At 46.2% G+C, this 23,315-nt stretch carries 18 protein-coding genes; 7 read left to right on the top strand and 11 right to left on the bottom strand.

Going from position 1 to position 23,315, the window contains the following annotated elements:
* Window positions 1-155 precede the first annotated feature (155 nt).
* Genes AAA952_RS01105 through AAA952_RS01095 form a run of 3 tightly spaced genes read right to left on the bottom strand, consistent with a single transcriptional unit; the run spans window position 156 to window position 5,010 of the window.
* Window positions 156-2,882, bottom strand: coding sequence for a family 20 glycosylhydrolase (locus AAA952_RS01105; RefSeq protein ID WP_338253635.1), 2,727 nt, complete (start codon window positions 2,880-2,882; stop codon window positions 156-158).
* The gene (locus AAA952_RS01100; RefSeq protein ID WP_198572061.1) at window positions 2,879-3,721 is read right to left on the bottom strand and encodes an ROK family protein; all 843 of its coding nucleotides are present in this window, start codon (window positions 3,719-3,721) and stop codon (window positions 2,879-2,881) included. The genes AAA952_RS01105 and AAA952_RS01100 overlap by 4 nt, the downstream gene beginning before the upstream one ends.
* Complete coding sequence (locus AAA952_RS01095) at window positions 3,718-5,010, bottom strand: MFS transporter (protein ID WP_198572060.1); 1,293 nt, start codon at window positions 5,008-5,010, stop codon at window positions 3,718-3,720. The genes AAA952_RS01100 and AAA952_RS01095 overlap by 4 nt, the downstream gene beginning before the upstream one ends.
* A gap of 505 nt (window positions 5,011-5,515) precedes the next feature.
* Between AAA952_RS01095 and AAA952_RS01090 the strand changes: the two genes are divergently transcribed.
* Window positions 5,516-6,445 (top strand): AraC family transcriptional regulator, encoded by a 930-nt coding sequence (locus AAA952_RS01090; RefSeq protein ID WP_106649980.1) that lies wholly within the window; start codon window positions 5,516-5,518, stop codon window positions 6,443-6,445.
* A gap of 9 nt (window positions 6,446-6,454) precedes the next feature.
* Here AAA952_RS01090 and AAA952_RS01085 read toward each other — a convergent pair whose 3' ends face one another.
* The gene (locus AAA952_RS01085) at window positions 6,455-8,011 is read right to left on the bottom strand and encodes a tryptophan halogenase family protein (protein WP_338253629.1); all 1,557 of its coding nucleotides are present in this window, start codon (window positions 8,009-8,011) and stop codon (window positions 6,455-6,457) included.
* Window positions 8,012-8,077: 66 nt separating this feature from the next.
* Window positions 8,078-10,714 (bottom strand): TonB-dependent receptor, encoded by a 2,637-nt coding sequence (locus AAA952_RS01080; protein WP_338253627.1) that lies wholly within the window; start codon window positions 10,712-10,714, stop codon window positions 8,078-8,080.
* A gap of 339 nt (window positions 10,715-11,053) precedes the next feature.
* Here AAA952_RS01080 and AAA952_RS01075 point away from each other — a divergent pair, with 339 nt between their 5' ends.
* The 3 genes from AAA952_RS01075 (at window position 11,054) to AAA952_RS01065 (ending at window position 13,717) form a co-directional block, all read left to right on the top strand.
* A complete protein-coding gene (locus tag AAA952_RS01075) occupies window positions 11,054-12,193 on the top strand; it encodes a polysaccharide deacetylase family protein (RefSeq protein ID WP_338253625.1) in 1,140 nt (379 codons plus the stop codon).
* Window positions 12,194-12,406: 213 nt separating this feature from the next.
* Entirely contained in the window at window positions 12,407-13,183 is a 777-nt protein-coding gene (locus AAA952_RS01070) for a hypothetical protein (protein ID WP_263160695.1), read from the top strand.
* A gap of 129 nt (window positions 13,184-13,312) precedes the next feature.
* Window positions 13,313-13,717: a DUF3224 domain-containing protein gene (locus tag AAA952_RS01065; protein WP_113941065.1), complete on the top strand. Its 405-nt coding sequence runs from the start codon at window positions 13,313-13,315 to the stop codon at window positions 13,715-13,717.
* 267 nt (window positions 13,718-13,984) lie between these two features.
* Here the strand turns inward: AAA952_RS01065 and AAA952_RS01060 are convergent, their stop codons facing one another.
* Window positions 13,985-14,539 carry a BON domain-containing protein gene (locus tag AAA952_RS01060; protein ID WP_338253619.1) on the bottom strand — a complete coding sequence of 185 codons (555 nt, stop codon included), beginning with the start codon at window positions 14,537-14,539 and terminating at the stop codon, window positions 13,985-13,987.
* Between the two features lie 276 nt (window positions 14,540-14,815).
* Entirely contained in the window at window positions 14,816-15,271 is a 456-nt protein-coding gene (locus tag AAA952_RS01055) for a hypothetical protein (protein WP_028760642.1), read from the bottom strand.
* Window positions 15,272-15,519: 248 nt separating this feature from the next.
* Between AAA952_RS01055 and AAA952_RS01050 the strand changes: the two genes are divergently transcribed.
* The 3 genes from AAA952_RS01050 (at window position 15,520) to AAA952_RS01040 (ending at window position 18,947) form a co-directional block, all read left to right on the top strand.
* Window positions 15,520-16,890: a sigma-54 interaction domain-containing protein gene (locus AAA952_RS01050; protein WP_338253616.1), complete on the top strand. Its 1,371-nt coding sequence runs from the start codon at window positions 15,520-15,522 to the stop codon at window positions 16,888-16,890.
* Window positions 16,891-16,997: 107 nt separating this feature from the next.
* On the top strand, window positions 16,998-18,074 hold the full coding sequence (locus tag AAA952_RS01045; protein WP_338253614.1) for an L-dopachrome tautomerase-related protein: 1,077 nt from the start codon (window positions 16,998-17,000) through the stop codon (window positions 18,072-18,074).
* Between the two features lie 213 nt (window positions 18,075-18,287).
* Window positions 18,288-18,947: a hypothetical protein gene (locus tag AAA952_RS01040; RefSeq protein WP_338253612.1), complete on the top strand. Its 660-nt coding sequence runs from the start codon at window positions 18,288-18,290 to the stop codon at window positions 18,945-18,947.
* Window positions 18,948-18,997: 50 nt separating this feature from the next.
* Here AAA952_RS01040 and AAA952_RS01035 read toward each other — a convergent pair whose 3' ends face one another.
* The 4 genes from AAA952_RS01035 to pfaD form a co-directional block, all read right to left on the bottom strand.
* Complete coding sequence (locus tag AAA952_RS01035) at window positions 18,998-20,677, bottom strand: diacylglycerol kinase family protein (protein WP_173245895.1); 1,680 nt, start codon at window positions 20,675-20,677, stop codon at window positions 18,998-19,000.
* Between the two features lie 144 nt (window positions 20,678-20,821).
* The gene (locus AAA952_RS01030) at window positions 20,822-21,016 is read right to left on the bottom strand and encodes a hypothetical protein (RefSeq protein WP_028760637.1); all 195 of its coding nucleotides are present in this window, start codon (window positions 21,014-21,016) and stop codon (window positions 20,822-20,824) included.
* Window positions 21,017-21,040: 24 nt separating this feature from the next.
* On the bottom strand, window positions 21,041-21,217 hold the full coding sequence (locus AAA952_RS01025) for a DUF1328 family protein (protein ID WP_028760636.1): 177 nt from the start codon (window positions 21,215-21,217) through the stop codon (window positions 21,041-21,043).
* Between the two features lie 355 nt (window positions 21,218-21,572).
* Window positions 21,573-23,219, bottom strand: a complete 1,647-nt coding sequence (pfaD, locus tag AAA952_RS01020) for an eicosapentaenoate synthase subunit PfaD (protein ID WP_338253907.1) — start codon at window positions 23,217-23,219, stop codon at window positions 21,573-21,575.
* Window positions 23,220-23,315 lie beyond the last annotated feature (96 nt).

Below are 23,315 nucleotides of genomic sequence, written 5' to 3'. Positions count from 1 at the left end.
AGAGTGTCATCGCGAATAGCGAGATTATAGCCTGAGTTGCGCTGTTATTGAAAAGCCTCAATGTAAGCTCATGCTTAACCCATCGACCAGTGGTATTAATAGTCAATTAACGTATCGGCCATCACATGTGATGGCCGACATTGTGCGATGAACGATTAGAGGGAGCTTTGCCAAGTCGATGGGCGAGAGTAACGTGCGCCATCTTTGACTCTGGCGCGGATGTGTTTGACATCATTAAGCTTGAAAGCTTGGCGGTAGCTTAGCCAAGGTCCTGAGTCGAGTTGGTATTCCAACTCGGCATTGGGATATAAGCTATTGACCACTAACTGCTGATTTTCAACACGTATCCCAGGCGGTGATATGCGATAGAAAATTCCCGCTTTAGCTAACTTAGGTTGCACTTTATTGGCGTAAACCGCGGCGAAGGTTTGCCAATCCTGTTTGAGCACTTGCTCGGCTTGGCCCTTGAGTTGGCGGGCGAAATGTTGAGTTTGCTGACTATAGATTTTACCTTGATAATCATAGGCTAATTCCCATGGCGCCCTATGCCATGCCCGTTCGGCGAGGGCGACCATGCGCGGGAATAACATGTATTCTGCTTGCTCGTCCGATTGCACCATTTCGCTCCAAAGATGCCCCTGCAAGCCGTAAAAACCGTGTCCTGGTTTGAGCTGGCTGTGGCTATCGTCCGACACAAATGGCTGATTTAAGCTATTGTGCCAGCGCTCGGCATGGGCGGGCAGATTATCGGGCATAAAGCTAAACACCTTAAAACTGTCTATTGCCCTCGAGGCCCAATGATTGCCGCGCTCATCTGGATGGCTAGCGTAGGGGAAATCAAAATAGGTGACTTCTGGCGTTGAGATAACGACCTTCCAGCCCAAATTTGCTTGCTTATGGGCGATTTGATGGCCGTTGTCTGAAATCTGCGACCAAGCGTTAGATTGCACTTGGGCGGGCATGTTTTCGGGACGCACTTCACCCATACCATCATTCCAACCAGCGGCAATAATCCCTTTCTCCGCCAGCATATTAGCAACGCGTTCGATAAAGTAACCATTGAGCGAATGCAGTCCGGTTAACTCATCGGCTTTTTGTTTTTTCATTGCGATACACGCAGGGGATTCTACCCAAGCGCCTGCGGTTTCATCGGCGCCTATGTGGTAATGCACTAAAGGAATGCCTACGGCTTGGTGCATCTTTTTAACTTCATCAATCACAGTATCAATAAAGTGATAGGTACTCGGCAGACACACATTGAGTGTGTTGTCGTGGTAATACTGAATCGACGAATATTGGGTTTTATCTGCAAATTCAGTCAGTAAAAACTCCTCCGCCTTAGCTTTGTCTCCCTTGGCGAGGTAATGGTGATAACGCGCCTCCATGGATTTTATTGCGGCGCGTGAATGCCCCGGCATGTCCAGTGAAGGGATCACTTCGATATGGTGAGCATCAGCCAGTTGTAATATTTCTTGGTATTGCACCACGGTTAAGTAGCCATCGACGGGGTTAACGTCCGCTATGCCGCTGCCCAGTTGTGGCAATAAACAGGTTTGCTCGGTTAAATCGAAACAGCGTTTTGCGCCCACATCGGTCAGTTCAGGTAAGCCGGGGATGGCTAAACGCCAACCTTCATCGTCGGCTAAGTGCAAGTGCAGCTTATTGATTTTATAGGCGGCGAGCTGTGGGATAATGCGTTTAATAAAATCGAGTGAGTGAAAGTTACGGGCTAAATCGATATGCAGGCCGCGAAAGGCGTAGCGAGGTTGGTCTTGAATATCGATGGCGACGAGTTGATCGTCACTTAAACTGATCAGCCCAGCTAGGCTTTGTAGGCCATAGAAGAGTCCCGCTTCACTGCCCGCTCGAATACTGATTTGCTCAGCCGTTATGGTTAACCGATAGGCTTCGCTGCTTTTAATTTCACTATCATGGGCTTCAGTGCTTGCGACTTTAGGAGTTTGAGTATCGAGTTGCAATAATAGCGGCGTGCCTTTGTCCTTGGCCGAAAAGCCTAAAGAATCGAGGTAATCAAATGCCGCCTGCCGCCCCTTAAAATCGACAGTTGCAGCCGTGAGTCGATAACCTTTAGCAAGGGATAAAGGTGCCGAGTTTAGGCTTTGGCTATGAAGTGGCGTGGGGATGAGTTTGCCGCTAATGTCAGGTGCTTTGTCTGCGGCTAAGGCTTGATATTGCTCTGCTAAATATTGGCCATCGGCAAAGGGGGTTGCATCGTTTTTTGCCAGTAAGAATTGTTTCTCTGCATTAAAAGGCGCCAGGTAGTCTTGCTCGGCTAAACCTGTTTCTTTATCGCGCCTTGTTTGAGTGCTCTTTATGACCTGCGCCTTATCGCCCATAGCGACAAAGAAGTTTGGCATAAACTCGGAACGGGTGATTTGGCTGCCTTTGCTATAAAAATCAATACGATAAACCTGATCGGCGACGAAACCCTTAAAACTGGCTTTAGGAGTGATTTTGTGTAAATCGCCATTGATATGTTCAATGCTAAAGTCACCTGCATCGACAAAATAAACGGGCGATAGTTGGCTGAAATAAATTTGCCAATCGCCATGATTTAGCTCTTCGTTGGATAACTGAGTGGGCAAGGTCAGCTCAATGGCGGAGCGATAGCACTGGGCTTCTTTAGCGGGACAGGTTTCAAGATAACTGGCGGTTAACTGATAATTTAATTGGAGTTTATCGGCCAATTGATTCAGCGCGACATGATTTGCCTCCTGCACAGCATTGGCGGCCTGTACTGATGGCATAGCAAGTATTGAAAGCACCGACGCCACGGGAAGCACTGCCATGACGCCGCTGACAAAGGCCGTCTTAATCCTCTGCCACTGTATTTTCCCTTTCTGTGTTATTTGTCCTTTCACTTAGCTGAGTCCTTTTGTTGTAAAAACCACTGCGCGGCACCTATGAGGGCTGCATTGTGATGTTGGCTGGCTGAAATCGTCAAGTCTGTCAGTTGCGGGCCATAGACTAAGCTTTGCAATTTCTGTTTAAGCGCTTCAATAAAAAAGGGAAAGCTTTGGCTGACTGAGCCGCCAAGGATAATATCTTTGGGATCGTATACTAGTAAGGTTTGGGCGATCATGTGTGCCAAGTGTTCGCCAAAATGGACGAAGGCTTGTAGCGCTTGGCTGTCACCTTCACAGGCTTTTTGGTACAAATGCTCGCCACTCATTTGATGATGAACGGTGAAGTATTGCCCCGAGCAGTAGTGCTCAATAATGCCATCGCGATAACTCAAACTGCCGATTTCACCTGCGGCGCAATGTTTACCCGAATACAGCTGACCATTAAAAATCACCCCAGCGCCTACGCCAGTGCCTAAGGTAATCCCGAGCATGTCTTGATTACTGTTGAGTACAGCTTCGCCGAGGGCAAAGAGGTTAGCGTCATTATTCACAACAACATCCATTTCAAAGGTATTTTGCAGCTGCTGGGCTAACTGCGTTGCCGTCAGCGCAGGGATGTTGAGCACTTCGAGTAAAGTGCCGCTCTGCATATCCACCATACCGGGCACCCCGATGGAAACACCATTGGTTTCAGGCGTGAGGTGACTGTGGATACAGGTCACGAGGAAATCGAATAATTGTTCAAAGTTGCCATCGGCGGGAACAGGATACCGCCAAGTGTCGAGTAAGGTTTTACCTTCCACCTGTGCCAACATCAGTTTAGTTCCCCCAAGATCTAAACATAGGACGCTCATAATAGCTTGTTGCCTCTCGTGTTGTTTGTTGCCATAGGAACGGCATCCTTTGAGGCCGCTTTTGTTGAAAATAGGGTGGTGTTTTTAATCAAGGGACGAGCCGTTAGGGCGACATAACCTATGTAAGCCATAGGGATTAGCAGCACTAACATCCCGAACCGTAATTCGCCGGACAGCTCACTGATAACACCAATGATCGGCGAGATAAACGCGCCGCCGATAATGCCGGTACAGAGAATGCCGGCGAATGATCCATGATCTTGAGTGCGCGAATTGAGCGCCAACGAGAAGATCACCGACCACATGATAGAAATGAAAAAGCCAACCAATGGGAAACAAATTAATGTTAGTTGGCTCGGTCCCCAAATCGCCACCAGAAAACAAACCAGTGAACTAAGGGAAAAACTGAGCAGCAAGATCTGACTGTCGATAAGTTTAAGTAGCAGCAAACCGAGTAGGCAGCCGAGCGTCATGTAAAACCAAAAATCGCTAACCACATTGGCGCCGACACTTAAGGTGTCAAGACCATGATATTGCAGCAAAAAGACTGAGATACTGTTAGCAAGCCCTTGCTCAAGCGCAACGTAGGCGGCGATAGCGAAGAAGAATTTCAAAACGGTTTTATCTTTGAAAAGGCGTAAATGGGTCTCGAGGGCACCTGCCGACTCATCTGCCAGTTTATTCACTTTGGGCATCTTCACTAGGCTGGCAAAGAGCACCATGGCGAGCGCGACCACGGCGAATAACCAATACATGGCGAGCCAACTCATGTTCTCGGGCAATAGCTGTTGCACATAGTTGGCTGATGCAACACTGGCTTGATCTAAGGCGACAAAATGCTGATACACCAGCGGCGCTAAGGTCGCGGCGCCGCCAAAGGCAAGTTGGGCCAGTACGGAGAAAAAGGCAAAATGCTCTGGCCCCGCGGCTTGGCGCAGTAAGGGATTGACTGCCACCTGCAATAAACTCATGCCAGTGCCAATACAAAACAGGCTAAACATGGCGATGCTAAAGGTGGGCAGACACACAAAAGTCACGGCGCCGATAAACGCGAGGCTAAAGGCTAAGATGATCACCCGCTTTTCACCGTACTTGTCCACCAAAATCCCCGCAGGAATCGATGTCACGCCGTAGGCGATAAAAAACGCAAAGGGAAATAACCCCGCCAACGTCAGGCCGATAGCATAACTGTCAATTAACGCAGGGAAAATCGGCCCCATGCTGTTGGTCATCAAGGAAATCACAAAGAAAGTGCAGAGGACAAACAGAATGATGAGTTTGTGTTTCATGTGCTTAGCCAATTGAATTAAGTGAAATTCATTGTGGCTTGACGCTCGCCTTGGTGGTGATACGAATGGTGCCTCTGTCGATACTTTTCTCACATAGTCAAATCGTGTTTGCGCTGATTGGGCTGATTTACATCAGGTGCTGTAAATACTTGCTGTAGATAGTGGGCAGCAGATAGCTGCTGCGAATGAGCATAGAGAAAACCATGTTTTAGCCTCTGCTGATAACCTGTTTACTTGTAAAATAGTTACCTTTAATTAACATTGGATAGAATAGTATTGGAGTGGCGGATTTTAGTATCACTGCAAGGCTGACTTGCTATAGACAATAGTGCGCGAAGGCACAGCTATTTCGCCGCGCTGATAGGTCAAGGCTTGCATTAAAAATAAGGTCTAAGTAATTGAATAATTTAACAGGTTGGCATAACGGCTAGCTTGAGTGAATGGCGTTGAACTATAAGAGCTGATTGAAGCTAAGGTAAAGGAATGAGCAACTGGAGTTTAATGGATGAAACCTCTGTGTGAAAAAGTGATCCCCGATGAAAACAGCTCTTGGCGTTACTTTCGTTATGAATGGGACCACATGGATCTCAATTGGCATTATCATCCCGAGTACGAAATCTGCTTAACCCTCAACAGTTATGGTATGCGTTATGTGGGCGACCATATTGCCCGTTATGGCGATTATGATTTAGTGATCATAGGCCCAGATATGCCCCACGGCTGGCAATCCGAGGCGAACCTTGGTGTTTCAACTGACGAGATATCAAATGGCAACGCGCTAAAAGACGGCACTTCGAATGCGAGGGTGCAGGAAGTCGTTTATGTGGCACAAATTCCAGCGGTCTGGCTACACCAAATTGTGAATGAGCAACGTGAGTTAGCGTCTTTGCATTCACTTTTGACCCATGCCAAACGAGGTGTGTTGTTTAGTGAGGAAACGGCGCGTAAGGCCCATAGTGTGTTTATCGCGATGGAGACGGCCAATCCTTTTAGACGCTATATTTTGTTATTGGAATTATTAGCGTTATTACAACAGGATAGTCAGCAAGAACTCTTGTCGAGCACCTTGTTTACCCACGGTAGTAAACTCGACTTTACCGTGAAAAAGCTCGATAAAGTGATTGAGCATATCTATGACAATTACACTCAGGCCTTGTCGGCACAGGATTTGGCAAAGTTAGCGCACATGAGCACCAATCATTTCCATCGCTTCTTTAAAAAACGCACCGAGAAAACCTTAACTGAGTTTATCAATCAACTCAGGATAGCTAAGGCGTGCAAGTTACTGCTGTCAAATCAAAGTCCGATATCAACCATCAGCGATCAGTGTGGTTTCAACAACTTATCCAATTTTAATCGGCGCTTTATTCAATTTAAAGGTGTCACGCCGAGTCGTTTTCGTCAGTGCTTTAGCAGTAAACAAAGGGCAATTTAACCATTCTTATCACGGATGCTTAGGTTGAAAATACTGCTCCACTAAGGTTTGGCTGTAGCGTATCGCTTGCGCCGTGATCTCCGCTGAAATCGGCTCAAATGGGCGCTTCAGTTTTGGGTCGCGGTAATCCATTCCCGCTAACAGCGCATACCAAGAAGGGCGAAAGTAGGCGAGTTGCTGATCGTATTGGTAAAGCAGTAAATCAAAGTCTTCCCCTTGATACCAAGCTTGCAATAGTTGCGTCAGCCTTTGGGAAATGGTGACTTTTCTCGCCGCCAACCAATAGGGTTCGCTGCGCTGGCTGGTGACATAATGGGCCTGAATATAATCCTTTATGCCGAGCACTAACTGCATGACCGCCTGATTGAGTGTTTGTCGACTTAAGGTCTCTGCCTGCTTATTCAATTGATAGCGCTCGAATAACGACATAAATTTTTCAAGGGTGAATTGGGTCATCATGATCGACGTGGCTTCGAGCGGTTCGATAAAACTTTGCGCAAGTCCTATCGCCAGCACATTGTTGTGCCAAGCCTTGTCACTGACACCGACCCGCATCTTGAGAAACCGTACTTGGGTTGATTCAGGCAGATTAACACTGTTCAACAATTCCTTGGCTGCGGCATTGGCACTGAGGTGGCGACTGCTATAAACATAGCCATTGCCAAGCCTGTGGGTAAGGGGGATTTGCCATAGCCAGCCCGCACTGAGCGCCGTGGCGCGGGTATGGTACTTGGCTTGCTGTGCTTGGGTTTGCAATGCATGGTTTTGTAGATCATGGGTTTGCTGTGTTTGAGTGGAGTCCATTAATGCTGGTACAGGAACAGGAACAGTGACGGCGCTGTCGTTGAGCAGTTCATTGGCGAAGGATTGAAAGGGTACGCCTAGGGTTTTATGAATTAACTTAGCGCTCAAGCCGCTGGCATCGATAAAAAAGTTGGCGTTAAGTCGTTCGCCATTCGCCAGCATTAAGGCGTCTATATATTGGTTTTGGGTTGTTGAAACTTCAATGACATCGCCGATGAGGTGTTTTACGCCGCGTTGGCAAGCGTATTCTTTTAAGTAGTTGGCCAGTTCAGTGGCATCGAAGTGATAGCCGTATTCGTTAGCGTAGGGCAACGCTTTATTCGGCCTTGGGCTGAGATTGCGTTTCGCCAGTACGCCGCTGGAGAAAAACGCATCGGGTTTTACTGCACTGCCATGACCGCGGCGTCTTGCATTGGCGTTGATAAAGAAAACTTCAGCGGGTTTCACATCCATTTGGCAATAGAAGGGGTGAAAGTATTGCTGCCCGTCGCCATTCCAATTGATGAAATCGATGCCGGTTTTATAGCTGGCGTGGCATTGTTCCATCCAATCTTTTTCGCTAATGCCTAAGTTGTCCATAAAGCGTTTTAAGTGTGGCGTTGAACCTTCACCAACGCCTATGGTGCCTATGTTGTCCGATTCCACTAAATAGAGCTCAATGGCGGCAAATACGGGGTTATTCGCGAGGGCTGCCGCTGCCATCCAACCTGCGGTTCCACCCCCTAAGATAATGATTTTTCTGATTGCTTGCTTCACTTTCATGGTTTATACCTCTGCATTATCAACGCAAAAAGCCGACCCTAAGGTCGGCTATGCTGTGACTCAAGTTTAGAATTTGTAGCTGGCACCGACGAAATAACGTGAACCAAATTCGATGGTGTTTTGGGTTAATCCGTATTTAACATCATAGGATTGCACCACTTCATTGGTTAAGTTAACCCCTTCGAGTGAGATATCTAAGTTCTCCATTGCATGCCAAATAATCGAGGCATCCACTTGTTGATAGCTGTCGTTTAACACGTTTTGAATATTACCTACGCCTAAGTATTCTGAACGCCAGTTATAGGCGATACGGGCGCTGAACAGATCATCTTCGTAGAAGAGTGAACCGTTGAAAGAGTTCTCTGACACGCCTTCAATCATCTGCTCTGTGCCATCGGGGCGAGTGCTTTTACTGTCCACATAGGTGTAGTTGGTTAAGAAGCCAAAACCGCTTTCAAAGTTATGTTGTAGCTGGATTTCAAGCCCAGTCACTGAGCCGCTACCGCCGTTGGCTGGGGCTGTGACACGGCATTTATCCCACTCGGATTCTGACGCGCCGCAACCTTCAATGTACTGAGTCGACTCAGTGACAAACACTACGTTATCAATATCTTTGTAGAACAAGGCCGCCGACAGCATAGAAGATTCAGTGAAGTACCATTCGATGCCAAGGTCAGCTTGATTCGCCTTATAGGGTTTTAAATTTGGATTACCGCCGGTCGCAGTACCAAAGTTTTTCGCTATCGCTAACCCAGGTTTAAGATCGCTGTAGTTGTTACGTGCCATCACGGAAGAGGCCGAGGCGCGTAGGATTAAATCTTCTTGCAGATCGAAGGCGACGTTGATACTCGGTAACCAATTATCGTAATTAACGGATTCATTGTAGGGTTTGCCATCGGCAAAACCGGTTGAGGTTTGGTCTGTGTTAACGTAACGCACGCCAAAGTTACCACGATAGAATTCGCCGCTGAAATCCGCTTGGGCGTACAGGGCCAACATATCCTCTTCGACAGTGAAGGTGTTACCGAGATCGGCGACTTCCACTAACTCGCCATTGGCGTATTTCTCGCTGATAAACGCCCACCATTTGTCTTCATCTAACTTGGCATAGGAGTCGAGCACATTGCCACCGTTCTGGGAATGCAGGCCAGAAAGTACGCCATCGCTCCAGTTGGCTAGGTTGCCATTGGGCACGAAACCTAGGATTTCTGCGGGGTTACGGTTGAAGGCATTACGCTCGAAATCACTGGTGTTGTACTTAATCCCGACCGCAATTTTATTAATAAAATCATGATCGAGTTGATATTCGAAGTCAGACTGTGCGTAGGTGACTTTATGATCTTGCACTGTGGTTTCGTAGTTGGCTTCCTGCGCATGCTTGAACTGGCTAGCATCGTTGGCATCTAGGCTCGTGAGCACCACTTGATAGGGACCTGTGGCATCGTAACTAAAGCCACCATCGACACTGCCTTGACCATTAGGGAAGGCGGGATCGCCAATTTTGCCGCCTTGATCCGTCGCAGGGATCCACCAAGAAGATGAGCCGCCTTGGGTGCCGCCATCTGAGGTCGATTGGCCAATGACGCCGCTAAGGGTGAAACTGTCCCCGACGTATTTTCCGGTTAAGTTGAGTACGTCAGACTTCATATTGACCGCGTGGCGTACCACAGGGTTATAAATAATCGACGCATACGCTGGCAGAATCGTTGCCGATGCTGTGCCGCCTTGGGCGTTATTTACTACGTTGGTGGAGCCCGAACCGCGGGCGCCAACGGTTAAGAAGTTATGGTTTACGTGGGGGATATCGAGTTCAAAATTAAAGTAATCTAAGGTGAACTCTGTTTTTTCAGTCGGTGCAAATTGCAGTGTGACTTGGGCACTGGTCCTTTCACGTTCGGCCCTAAATGCCTGTGAGCCAATCCCCCACGCCCCGACAGTTGATTCTTGGTCTTGTGCAGGATCGGCAGCGAAGTATTCATAATAACCGCTGAGAGATTCTAATACATGCCGACCACTGGTGAGTTTTTCTACTGAGTAAGCGCCTAAAATACCAAATTTTTCATCGTCATTTTTCCAGCTTCCGACGAAAGATCCACTCGGATCTGTTTCATCGTACAGGCTGCTTTGGCTCAACTCACCCGCCACTTGGTAAGTGTGAGCATCGAGATCTAAGGGCTTACGGGTTTTGAGATCGACAGTGCCGCCCAGCGCACCTTCTTCAAGGCTAGCGGTTGGCGTTTTGTGGACTTCAACCGCACTCACTTGCTCGGCTGACAATAATTCCATGTTGAAGGTACGAGTGGCGGGACCCAAGTCATACCAAGAGGTGCTAGCAACGGTTTGACCGTTCAGCAAAATACGGCTCTGCTCTGGCGCTGTGCCACGGATAGTGACCCCGCTCACTTCACCGTATTGCCTATCGACCGTCACCCCAGAAATGCGCTGCAGCGCATCACCGATATTTTTATCGGGAAACTTACCGATATCTTCCGAGGTGATAGCATCGACCGTGGAGTCGGCGAAGCGTTTGGTATTCATTGAGGCTTCAATCGAGCGACGTATGCCGCGTACTTGGATTACCTCAATATTTTCTGCCGTTGCCTCTTGTTGCTCCGCCGCGACTGCGGTTGAGCTCATCCCGAACAAGGCGTTAGCGATACATAATGCGAGCAAAGAGCTCTTAAATAGTTGACCTTCTGACATGTTATTGCATCCCTGTAGTGCTTTTATGTTGTTTTTTCTCCAGTTAACTTACCTGTTATCGAATTGTTGATGCGGTACTTTTCACACTAGGATTGGTATTTTTCTATTGTCTTTGAAGCCTTGGGTAAGGGATGGTTAACTGGGTGCAAAGTCAGAATTTATCGACTTAGCGTAGAAAAGTATGGCTTGTTGCTAGGATGGTATAACTAATGCCAGCGGGATTACTCACTATAGATAAGCTAAACGGATGAGTGAACTCGCTGTCTACAGGTTATGAATTAACCAGTGCGTAAAGAGAACTAACTTATTCATCTTTAACATTATTTATAGGATGAAATCATGAAACTGAAATCGATAGCCATTGCAGTTGGGCTTTGTGTTGCGAGCTTGAGTACTGGCTTAAGTGCGGCCTACGCCAGCGATAAAACCATTTACCTTACCTTTGATGATGGTCCAATTGACGCGACCTTAGGGCTGTTAGATGCGTTAAAGGATGCCAATATTAAGGCGACGTTCTTTATTAATGCGTTTCATATGTATGGCGAAGGAGATGAAAACGAGGCGTTAGCGGCTGTCGCCCTACAACGTTTGCTAGACGATGGTCATATTCTGGCAAACCACAGTTACGATCATATGCTGCATAACTGCACTGATGGCGTGCAATCTGGGGCGGCATATTGTAATCAAGTTGGACTCTGGCCGGTAAAATCCTATCAAGATGCGGCCACCGATTTCACCTATTTTGTGACGAACACGGCCAAAGTGGTTGAACTTATTCCTAATGCCGCCAGTTATCCCAATAACAAGATGACTAAGTTGGCACGTTTGCCTTACACCAATGGTTGGCGAGTGACCAGTAAACTCAAAGGCGACGGCTTGTGTGCGACATCCGATACTGTGCCGCCTTGGGACCCTGCTTTTGCTTGTACCGCCGAAACCTCTACCAACAGTTCGCAAGTTGCGGTGCAAATTCAAAACATGCTCGCCGAGAGTGACTATAAAATATTTGGTTGGGACTTTGATTGGGGGCCTGAGGATTGGGGCGTGGCTTTTCCCGCTGAATCTATGGCTGATGGGGTTGAGCTGGTGGATAAAATCAATCAAGTGATCAATACCTGTGCGGGCACCACAATGAACCCTCTTAACAGTCGTACGCAGAACTTAGATTGTAGTGATGGTTTACATAACGGGAAAGTGGTTATCTTGACCCACGACTTCTTGTTTGAGAATGCTCACCGCGGACAAGGTGCAACCATCAACTTGCCTAAAATTAAGCGTTTTGTTGAAGAAGCTCAACGTCAAGGGTATCGTTTTGATACGCTAGATAACTATGCCCCTGCTTGGCAGGATCAGCATAATTATCAACTACCTGAGTTTGTGTCCTATCAAGATAAAATCTATTCCTTAGTGCAAGCGCATTTCTCCCAAAGCAATTGGCAACCAAGCCAGACCCCTGCCTTGTGGAAAAACGAAAAGTAGTGATGTATTGGGCTGAGTATTTACTCGGCCCATCATATTGGTCGAGTAAAAGGCATGTTGCTGAACTTAGCCTGACAAAATTCAAAATAGCGGCATTTTTTACACTTTACCCACTTCGCTTTAACTCAGTATCTGTAATACTGCTCCGACATTGATTTGAAGTTTATCGGTGTTAGAAAAGTAGCGCATAACGAGCGCGATTGGGGAGAGAAGATGAGTACGTTTGTAAAATTAACCATAGCGGCAACCTTAGTGGTATTAGCCTTACTTGCTGCGGGTATTTACCGTTTCAACATGACCAATGATGATATTTATATGGTGATGGAAGATGGACAGGTGATGCAATACGATGAAGCTATGGCGCATGAAAAAACTCAGGCTCAGGCGAATGAGATCGAAACTGTGACACCTTTTGAGGTAAAGCCTGTGGCGAATGCATCGGAAGTGATGCTTAAACTCTTTAGCTTAAATACCGCCAATCCTGTTGAAATAACGCTGCCTGAGGGCGGCAAGTCCGTTGCACTGACACATTTTATTAAGATCAAGCAAACAGAGTTTGCTATGGGCGATTACCAAGATGGTGAGGTAAAAGGTCGAGCATTACTCGATTACTTGCGCATTACACCGTTAAATTTCGATCCCGCTCTAGAGCCGGACACCCAAAGTGACGCACCGATTCAAGATGATCCTAAAATGCAAACTATGCCCTTTGTGGCGCCCTTTATTGTGACGACTCAAGGTTCGGGCGTATTTTGGTATCTTGGATTGTTTAATCTGGATTTTAAACACAATAGCTTGAAACACTTAGGCAGTGTCATGCTTGGCGATCGAATCGAGGTGGATAGTATTGAACCTGTTTATCCTTTTGAAGCCCCATTTAAAATTGCTGTGACTTATCGTGATAGAGCGTCTGACCAACCCATGTCTGAAACCCCTGAAATAGTCAAAACCATAGAGATGATAGTGAGTGAGACCAGCATACATAAGTAACGTGTAAATGCCATTATGGATCTACGTAGGCTTATGCTAAGTTGTTTTTCGGTCTGTGGGTGATGTTTGCTTCAGTAGCAAGCGTTAGCAGGTAATAGGTCAGCATAAGATTTCGACAAGGAGAGTGTCATGCAAGTTAGCAAAATCACTGGGAAATTTGATGTTAAGCTCACTCCTGATAGCCCCTATGCTACTGGTATTGGTGGTGTGACGTTAGGACGTATGGGCTTAGATAAAACCTTTTATGGTGAGCTTGAGGGGCGCAGCAAGGGGGAAATGCTCAGTGCTATGACGTCAGTCAAGGGCTCAGCTGGCTATGTGGCCATTGAACAAGTGGTTGGTAATTTGTGCGGTAAGCAGGGCAGTTTTGTATTACAACATTTTGGCATTATGACCGATGGACAAAATCGTCTGATCTTAGAAGTGATACCCCATTCTGGGGCGGGGGAGTTGCAGGGGTTAACTGGCACTATGACCATCAATATTGAGAATGGCCAACATTTTTATGCATTCCAGTTTGGCTTTGAAGCTTAGTTTGGCTTTGAAGCTTGAGTAACGCCTGTGTTTTAGCTCAGTTTTCTGTAACTCTTCTCCTTTATGATCATTCGAGTCATCTGAATTCACCCTTCTTAATTTAAGCGAGTAAGTCTTTTCGATTGAGTCTGAAAATGGGCATAAAAAAACCAGCTGAGGCTGGTTTTTTTGATTCTTTTTTCATAAAGCACTATCGAACCTTGAGTCTAGATCGGTGTGCTGTTACTTAAAATACGTTTAATTTAAAAAATGCCGTTGTCGCGAGAGTTAAGACACTTTTTTAACCACTTTAATTTTATCAACGACCTTTTTCACATCGTCGGTATTTTCGGCAATTTTCAGTGCTAGTTGACGTTCGGCATCGCTGGCAACTTCACCTTTCAATGTGACTATGCCATTGGCAACATCCACATTAATTTGGGTGCCGGATACGTCAGTTGAAAACAGTAAACGCGTTTTGATGACAGTGGCAACTTTAGAGTCAGTTAAGGTGGCAACAACTTCACTGGTGCCTTCTTTCTCATTCATTACAGTGAGTTGGTTATCGACATCTTTTACGCCGTCTAAACTTTTGATCAGTTCAGTGGCAAGAGCTTTATCGACACTGCTTTCCACTTTACCCGTTAACGTCACGTTTCCGTCTTTAACATCCGTTATAATGTCAAAGGAATTGAGGTTAGTGTTGAGCAGTAAAGTGGTTTCAGCTTTACCATCGATCCACGCATCCTTAGCCCCGTCCTTCCAATCTTGAGCCGCTGCGACATTTAAACTGATTGAACCGACAAGTAAAGCCACTAGTACTGATGCTGTTGTAGTTTTCATAATCATATCCTCCGTTGTTTTCTCGAAGCTAGATAATGCGCCAATCGTGCCAATGTTTTTAAGGTGATGATTTTTAATGTTTTAATTGTTTTATTTGGCGTTTTTATACCTTGGCACTTTCCTTTAGGTCGGTCTTTTTTACCGACAAAATGTAATTTTTTCTGGCATGCTGAGCCATCATTCGAGCATAAAAAACCGCACTCATCAGTGCGGTATTATGTCTGTAGTAAAAGTGGAGGGGAGTCGGTTAAATATGGCTCACTTAGCGACAGGGAATTAATGGTGATTGAGCGATCCCGTACCGTCGTAACTCATTTGCAGCCAAGCGGCACCCTCTGCAAGTTGGTTTGCAAGTTGTGGCTGATGCGCTTGCCTTACTGCTTGTTTTATTTGGATTAGCACTTGCTGCTCTATGTCGACAAGGGCGGTCATAGCCTGCGAGATTTGGCACTGTTGCAGCAATTCTGTTGCTTGAGTATAAGTGACGGGCACGGTGTGACTTAGGCCATTAATTGGCTCGTCAGCCAAACGTCTCAGCTGTTCAAACCGAGTTAACATTCGTTGGTGGATGTTAGCTTTGGCGGAAAAAACACGTTTAAGATTATAGTCTTCGACATACCTCCTCGCTTGGTTGTAAAATGTGAGTCCTTCTTGATTCAGCTTGATGATTTCATCGATCAACATGATATCGGCGCGGATATCAGTCTGATGTTGCACAACATTAGACTTCATTATGGACCTCCTAATGCCAGTGTTCGACATAGATTGTTTAACTGCTTGGGTAAACTGATTTTGTTTCGTTCAGCTACCATGCATATTCTGTTCTCGTTTTTAATGATATTTTAACAGGCTGATTTTTAGACTGATATTCTCCGTTCATCGAGATATCATCTTAGAACATCGGCAACTATTACCGTTGCTGTTGTTAAAATTTCACGACTGACATACAGTAGCACTTCATACACAGGGAGTGGGATAGCATGGCTCGATTGACACTTTTTTATCACCTGCAGGATGTAAACGCCGAGCAAGCTATCATTGAACTCGCCGGCGCAGCCGACTTTAATAAGCTACGCAGTGTCGATGATTTACCTTGGATAGAGCAGCTTGAGGCGAACCACATTGATGTTGCCATCATTGAGCTGTCTAGCCTTAGCCGTGAGGATTATCTTGGGCTGCTGGACAATACGGCCTTGTCTAATATCGAGTTTATATTTCTCTCCGACGGTCAGCCGAACCCCAATCTTGATCAGTTAATGTCGAATTTTGCCTGTTATCATTTTCGTAAACCCTACGATATGACGTTGATCAGTGACATCTTCGCCGATTTTGCCCTGTATTTAGTCTCATCACCAATCCGGCCTCGGCCTTTTTCCAGCGAGCTAGACCAATATGGTTTGCTTGTCGGTTCCTCTGCAGCTATGCACAAGCTGTATCGTACGATACGTCGCGTTTCTGCGACCGACAGTAATGTGCTGATTATTGGTGAGAGTGGCGCAGGGAAAGAGCTCGTTGCCAATACCATACATCTTGCCAGCCCGAGATTGAACGAGCCTTTTATTGCAATTAACTGCGGTGCATTAAGCCCTGAGTTGGTCGATAGTGAGCTGTTTGGTCATGTCAAAGGCGCTTTCACTGGTGCGAATCGCGATCACAAAGGCGTATTTGAGCAGGCAGAAGGTGGAACCTTATTTCTTGATGAAGTCACCGAAATGCCGATTGAGCATCAAGTGAAGTTACTCAGAGTGCTTGAAAATAGCGAATATCGTCCCGTTGGCGGTGCCAAAGTGCAGCATGCCAATGTGCGGATTGTGGCGGCAACTAATCGTGATCCCATAGTGGCGATTGAGGCAGGGCAATTTCGCGAAGATTTGTATTTCCGTTTGGCCCAGTTCCCTATCCGCGTTCCGCCATTAAGGGAACGTGGCGATGATATTCTCGGGCTAGCGCAGCATTTTCTTGCCTATCGTAATGTGGCCGAAAAGCAGAATAAAAGCCTCGCTGAAGACAGTGCGCAGATGATTGCGGCATATCCTTGGCCAGGGAATGTGCGTGAATTAAAACATGCCATTGAGCGAGCCTATATTTTGGCAGATCAAGAGATTTTACCCAGCCATTTACAGCTACCTCAGACGAATGAAGTGGGTTTATGTGGTGGTGAACAAGTTGTTATCCCCCAAGGCATGCGCTTAGATGATTTAGAGAGAATCGCTATTTATCAAGCACTAGAAACCACTCAAGGTAATAAAACGGATACCGCCGAACAACTGGGGATCAGCGTTAAAACCCTCTACAACAAGCTCAGCAAGTACGAGCAACAAGTCGAAGCGGGTGAGCCGACGGCGGAATAGTGCTGATTATCAAATTAATATTGAAACAGAACCGATTTTTACACTATTTTTTTTGTAAATAATAACTCCTATTCTACAGCCCTTAAACAGAAAAGCGGAGATAGAATATGAAACACTTATTTACTACAGCATTATGGCTTTCTTTGACTGCCAGTAGTTTTGTAAACGCTACCCCAGCGGTAGGAAGTCTTGAAACAGTCGCTGAATTGCCAATACGACCTGGCAATGTCAGCGTCACTGCACAAGGTCGGATTTTTGCCACAGTACATCCATTTGATACACCATCAGGTTTGCAATTGATTGAAGTTAATCGTGAGACCAACGCTTATAAAGCTTGGCCTTCAATGGATTTGCAAAAAACATCGACAGCCAATACTGCTCAATTTGATACCTTATTAGGTATTGCTCAGGACAAGGCTGGACACCTCTGGACCGCAGATATGGGGTTAGAATTAGGCCAAACAAGGATTTGGGGATTCAACATTAAGGACGGCAGTCTATATAAACAAATCGTCCTACCACAAGCTCTCGCGCCTAAAGGCAGCTTTATGCAGGATTTGGTTGTCGACTCTCAAAAAGGCTGGATTTATTTAGCTGATATCGCCAACCCTGGCCTCTTAGCGGTGCGTATCGACGATGGTCATACAATACGTTTTTCAGGTCATAGCTCGCTGCAGGCCGAAACGGATGCAGTAATGAACATAGATAACAAAACAACATTGTTTAATGGCAAAGTCGCCAGTGTAGCGGTCAATCCAATCAGTTTATCTGCCGACGGAAGTACACTCTATTATGGTGCAATGAATGGCACTCACTGGTATCAGTTATCGACTGCAGCTTTACAAACAGGCAATAATGATAAAATTATCGCCACGGTAAAATTAGTCGGAGCCAAGCCTGTATCAGATGGCGCAGCAACGTCCAAACAAGGTAATCATTACTTTACCAATTTGAACCACAATGCCATTTCCATGCTAGATAACAAAGGCACACTAACAACAGCGGTCAGTTCTCCACTACTGGATTTTCCAGATAGTGTGCAATTTGGTGAAACAGGCTGGTTATATATTTCAGTGAATCAATTGCATAAAGCAAAAGCCTTTAATGGAAAAGCCGAAACAGCCAAACCGCCTTATCGTATCATGCGACTCTGGACCGGTGAGGATACTGCTGCGGGTCAATAACACCTTAGCTGCAACAGCAAAGTTGCAGCTTATATTTGCAGTATGAGTTATATCGCAACTGTTTATTTACGTTGATGTCAGTCTTTGGTTTAACTCGAAAGCGTCTAGAAATGAGTTAGGTGTTGATTGTGCAAACTATCAATGCCTCTTATTGTTACTGGCACAGGTCAATATTGAATGGTGAGATAATTTTTGGAACAAGGAACAAGTTCAGTGAAACTCAATCAACCTTCTAAAAATGCATTTTATATTCAAACTCTGAGTACTCAGTACCGACCTCTATTATGGCTGTTTGCTGCTGGGTTATTACTGCTTGGTTTACTCTGCGCCAGAGCAACCTATTTACAACCCGATCCGATACTACAGCTCGTTCTCGGCTGGGTAACACTGTTTCTATTGTTACCCGTGTTACCGACTGCGTTTGTTCAGCAACAGTGTTGGTTAGATGCCGAGCAACAGCAATTGTGGCTCGGTAAAGGTTTATTCAATGGGAGGTATATGGGATTGTGGCGGTGGCGTTCCTATGCCTTTTCGGACATCAAAGCAGTGCAACTTTATCAGCTGCAAATCACCCGCTGGCATCAGATCAGTCGCAATCGCCAAGCGGAAGATACTGTCCAACATTATCTGGCTTATTTAGAATTGCACCACCCCAACGGTGCTCAATTGATATTGGGTGACAGTACTGATAGAAAGGAATTACAACAAGTTCTACAGCAATGCGCGCAGGCGATAGACTGTAAATTGCAGGATTTTAGTAACACTACTCAAAAATCACTTCCCAAAGGTAGTGAATTTAATTTCATGCGGGTACTGGTTCTGCTGGTTATATTTATTTTGTTGAATATTTTATATTTTTTGTTCGTTCTATAAATGCTCAGTCATCCAGCCTAAAAAGTTAGGCTGGATGTCCTCCACAACGATCACTCATCTTGCTCAGTGGTTTCCTGATAAGGAACAAACACTTTAAGAGATGCTGGCTGGACTTCAATAGTGAGATCCGCAGGCTCAAATACTTCACCATCAATCACATATTTACACTTAGGCTGGCTGCTGATGGTGACCTTTTTAGCATGGGCATGATGGACTTTACTTGCACTCGCTTGTTGATCTCGCACACTCTTATTGCCTTCTTTTACCCATCCCGCAATCGCTAATTCAGCGAGGCTAAGCAACTGCTCTTTGGGTTCATCGCCAGCATCCAACCAAGTAATGTCGAGCAACCCGTCGGTCATGTTTGGTTCGCCATCGCCCTGCGCCAACACGCTGGTAAACGGTGCGGCATTGGCAACGATTAGGCTATGGGTCGTTAATGTTGTGGGTTTTGCATCATCTAAGCTGAGCTGGATGGTTAAAGTGATATCGGCATTCACTGCGCGCCATAAGCCATCGAGGTAGGCAAACTGGCCGAGAGCATTTTTACGCTCACGGTTCGCGGATTCAATCATTTGTTGCTCAAACCCTATGCCCACAAGCAACAACACTAACTCCTCATTACAACGCGCGGTATCAATGGCTTGGCAATGCCCTTGAATAATATTATCCAACGCCTGAGAGATAGGAATAAGCTTACTGCCTAAACCAAAGAGGGCATGACTGAGAGCATTAGTTGTGCCAAGAGGAATGATGCCTAAGACGATATCCGTATCAACGATTTGAGAGGCCACTTCAGTCACAGTACCATCGCCACCACAGGCGATAATAATATCAGCGCCTGCATTACGGGCTTGCTCGGCGAAGACATTTGCGGTTTCGTCTGCTGTTGTGAGTTTTAAAGTCAGGTCAAAATAGGCTTTGAGTTCATCTTGGATTTGCTCGCTGTATTCTTGCCATTTCCCGCCACCAGAAACTGGGTTGGCGATAATCCACGCCACTTTGTGGATGTTAATTTTCCCTTGACTGAGCATGCGATCTAGCGCGCGTAATTGCCATTTGTTTAAGCCGGCGGTTTTGCGAATTTGCTTTATCTGCTGCAGTACTTCGGCGAAGTGCTGTTGTTTATCTTTACAAACCAAATAAGCGGCGAGTACCAGCACTGAGCGGCCACGACCCATAGCACAGTGGATGAGTACCTGTTTATTGGCGCGCACTTGGCGGTGCAGCCAGTTAACGGCTTGATTGAGTTGGGCGCTGGTCGGTACGCTATGGTCGAGGATGGGAATATTTAAATACTCGATATGATCCTCAAATTGCGACCAATCTAAGCCATCAAATTCAGCGGTGACATCCAGAATGGCAGTGATCTTATTGGCTTTAATCGTTTCCAGATCTGCGGAAAAGAGTCTACAGCCGAGATACAGATGTTCATCAATCCTCTGCATGGGTGGTACTGAATCGTATTTTCTGGCCCAGTGGTTATAGAGTCGACTGCCTAATAAAAAGGGAATAAAACCCCAACGAATATACCAAGGAATAGTGCCATCTTGGCGTTTTCTAAAAATACTGGCGAGATTAAACCAATAGGCTGAACCGACTAAAAACAGTGACAGACTTGTCCATGCACAAATGAAAGTGAGCAGGGGAGAAGTATCTGTTACTGCAAAATAGGCTAACAATACTGCACCTGCAGTGTACAAATATTTGATGTGGATCTTCGTTAGCATGCAAGTCCTCCAATGCCATTGTTCTTGGTTAAAATCGTTGCACTTGAATGGATAGGTGTCGAGATGAGAGATGCAGAAATGAGCGAGTCTAAACCAAAAGGGTGGCAGTAGACGAGTCTATTGCCACCCTAAAGTGAGGTTTGTTTAGCACTTAGTATCTTTAGCTTTAACACCTTCTTTGACTTCTTCACAGGCATCTTCGATGGCGTTACCTGTATCAGTCATTACTTCATCGATTTTTTCGCCCGCGTCTTCGGCTTTGTTATCACTACAGGCCGTTAAACCTAGGGCGAGTAATAATGCGAATGCTGCACTTGTCATCAGGGTAAATGGTTTCATATCTATCTCCTTTTCTAAAAAAAATTATAGTCGCGGTGATTTACCCTTAAGGGCATTGATCAGCAGAGAAATCACTAATAACACAATAAATATGAAGAAAATGATTTTCGCTATTCCCGCCGCTGCGCCAGCAATCCCAGCAAATCCTAACAACCCGGCAATCACGGCAACAACTAGAAATACTAATGTCCAACCTAGCATAATAACCTCCTGCCCTTGTATTAATCCTTTTCATGACAGTTTGTGTCACTTGTAAGGTAACGGCTAATGGCTCTTACTTGATTGCGATCTTAATGCCAACTTTAAAAATTTTAAGTAGTTAATTGATTTTAAATATAATTTAAATCATTTTATTTAAAATGGTGTGAGTGAATTAAAAGAGGGGTAGGCAATTTTTACCTAAGCTTCGGTAAGAGTTTCAGCCTAATACGTTGAATCAAAGACTGTGAGCTGATGTTGTTCATAAGTAAAGACAAATAAAAGCCGACACTGTGAGTTTGTGTCGGCTTGAAGATATTATGATCTTATAATACAAGATGATAGGAGCTAAATACGTTTAAAAACGATTTAATGGTTTCCAGCGTTGCAGGCTAACTGGAATGGTCGCGCCTTGGGATAACAGCAGGTTAATGCGGGATTGATACGCCGCGCCTACCATTAAATGTTTGGCTAAATCCACCGCATTACGGGCCTTATAGTCATCTAAATAACTGCCTTTCGCCCAAGCATTAAATGCGCCGAGCGCTGGGCCTGCCCAAATTTGGTAATCCATTTCGCGGCCGACTTCACCTGTGTTCGACCAGCGGCTAGACAGACCCAAATACCAGCGGAAAATCAGCGCCATCTTACGTTTGGGGTTATCCAGTGCACGCTCGATTTGTTTAGGATCGCGCTCGTTAAAGTGGGCGACAGTGCCCGCCCAAATATCATCGAGTGATGAGCGGAACACTTGCTCTTCGAGTTTTTTACGCTCGTCCGCAGGGATGGCATCAATCGAATCGTAACGGGTGTAGATCTCATAAAGCTTATTGGCGCGCATCGGGAACAAAGTGCCGCGCTTAACCACTTGTAATTTCACGCCCATTTCGAACATATCGGCGGCAGGCGCCATAGTCACATCGGCCATTTCTGTGGTGGCGAGTAACTTACGGGTGTGTTCGCTCGCGCCCGCCTCCACACACGCTTGGTTGATTGAACCTGTGACGATAAAGGCCGCACCCATGTTGAAGGTGGCTAATGCTGCATCGGGTGTGCCGACGCCGCCGCCTGCGCCAACACGGATGGGCGTTTTATATTGATACTTAGCTTGGATTTCATCTTTGAGCGCCAAAATCGTCGGCAATAGCGTGACCAATGGACGATTGTCGGTATGGCCGCCTGAGTCGGCTTCGGCTGTGATGTCGTCCGCCATAGGCACCTGCAATGCCATCGCCATTTGGTCTTGGCTGATAAGGCCGTCACTCACTAATTGCTGGAGGATTTTGGCTGGCGCTGGCTCCATAAACTTAGTCGCGACTTCGGTACGGCTGATTTTGGCGATGACTTTGTTGCCAATGACTATCTCGCCATGTTCGTCGCGGCTCAAACCCGCCGCGCGGTAATAGACGATTTGCGGTGTTAAACCTAAAAATGCCGAGGCTTCGACCGTGCGCACTTTATGTTTTAAGAACAGCTCAACACTGCCGCGCTCTAATGCGGGCTCGCTTGGGCTGTGAATTAAGTTAAAAGCATAAGGACCATTAGGCAGCGCCGCCTGAATGCGAGTAATGGCCGCTTCAACGCGGGATGGGATTAACCCCGCCGCGCCAAACGAACACAAAATGCCCGCTTGACCTAGCGCGATAACCAGTTCTTCCGAGGCAATACCGTTGGCCATAGCGCCGGCGTAGTAAGCGTATTTGACACCGTGGACGCGGCGAAAATTACTGTCGCCTAAACTTTGGGTGCCAAGGGCGGGCGCAAAGGCGCTGACGGGGTGTGAGCCTAGTGGCGCTTGGCTGTCACTTGTGGTCACTTCGGCCGTTTGCGCTATGCCTAAGCCTTTTTCACTGTGATTGACTAAGTAACAGGCTTGGCTTAAATCTTTGAGTTTTTTGCCTAATGCGTCGATATCAAAGCACAGCTCGGCATCGTTGACTTGCCACGGCCAAGGGCTGAGTTTTTCGTTATTGCTATTGAATTGATCTAGAGTATGGCTAGTCATAGGTGTTCTCATGTTATTTGTGCCGCCTTGGTGATGTGGATAGCCAAGGCGGCGCAACTATTTATTATTCGTTATTCGTTATTCGAGATTAGCGTC

The sequence above is a fragment of the Shewanella sp. M-Br genome (assembly GCF_036245925.1).
In the GTDB taxonomy this organism is placed as follows: domain Bacteria; phylum Pseudomonadota; class Gammaproteobacteria; order Enterobacterales; family Shewanellaceae; genus Shewanella; species Shewanella oncorhynchi.
Note: the sequence above shows the minus strand (reverse complement) of the source record. Positions and strands in the feature narration are given on the sequence as shown.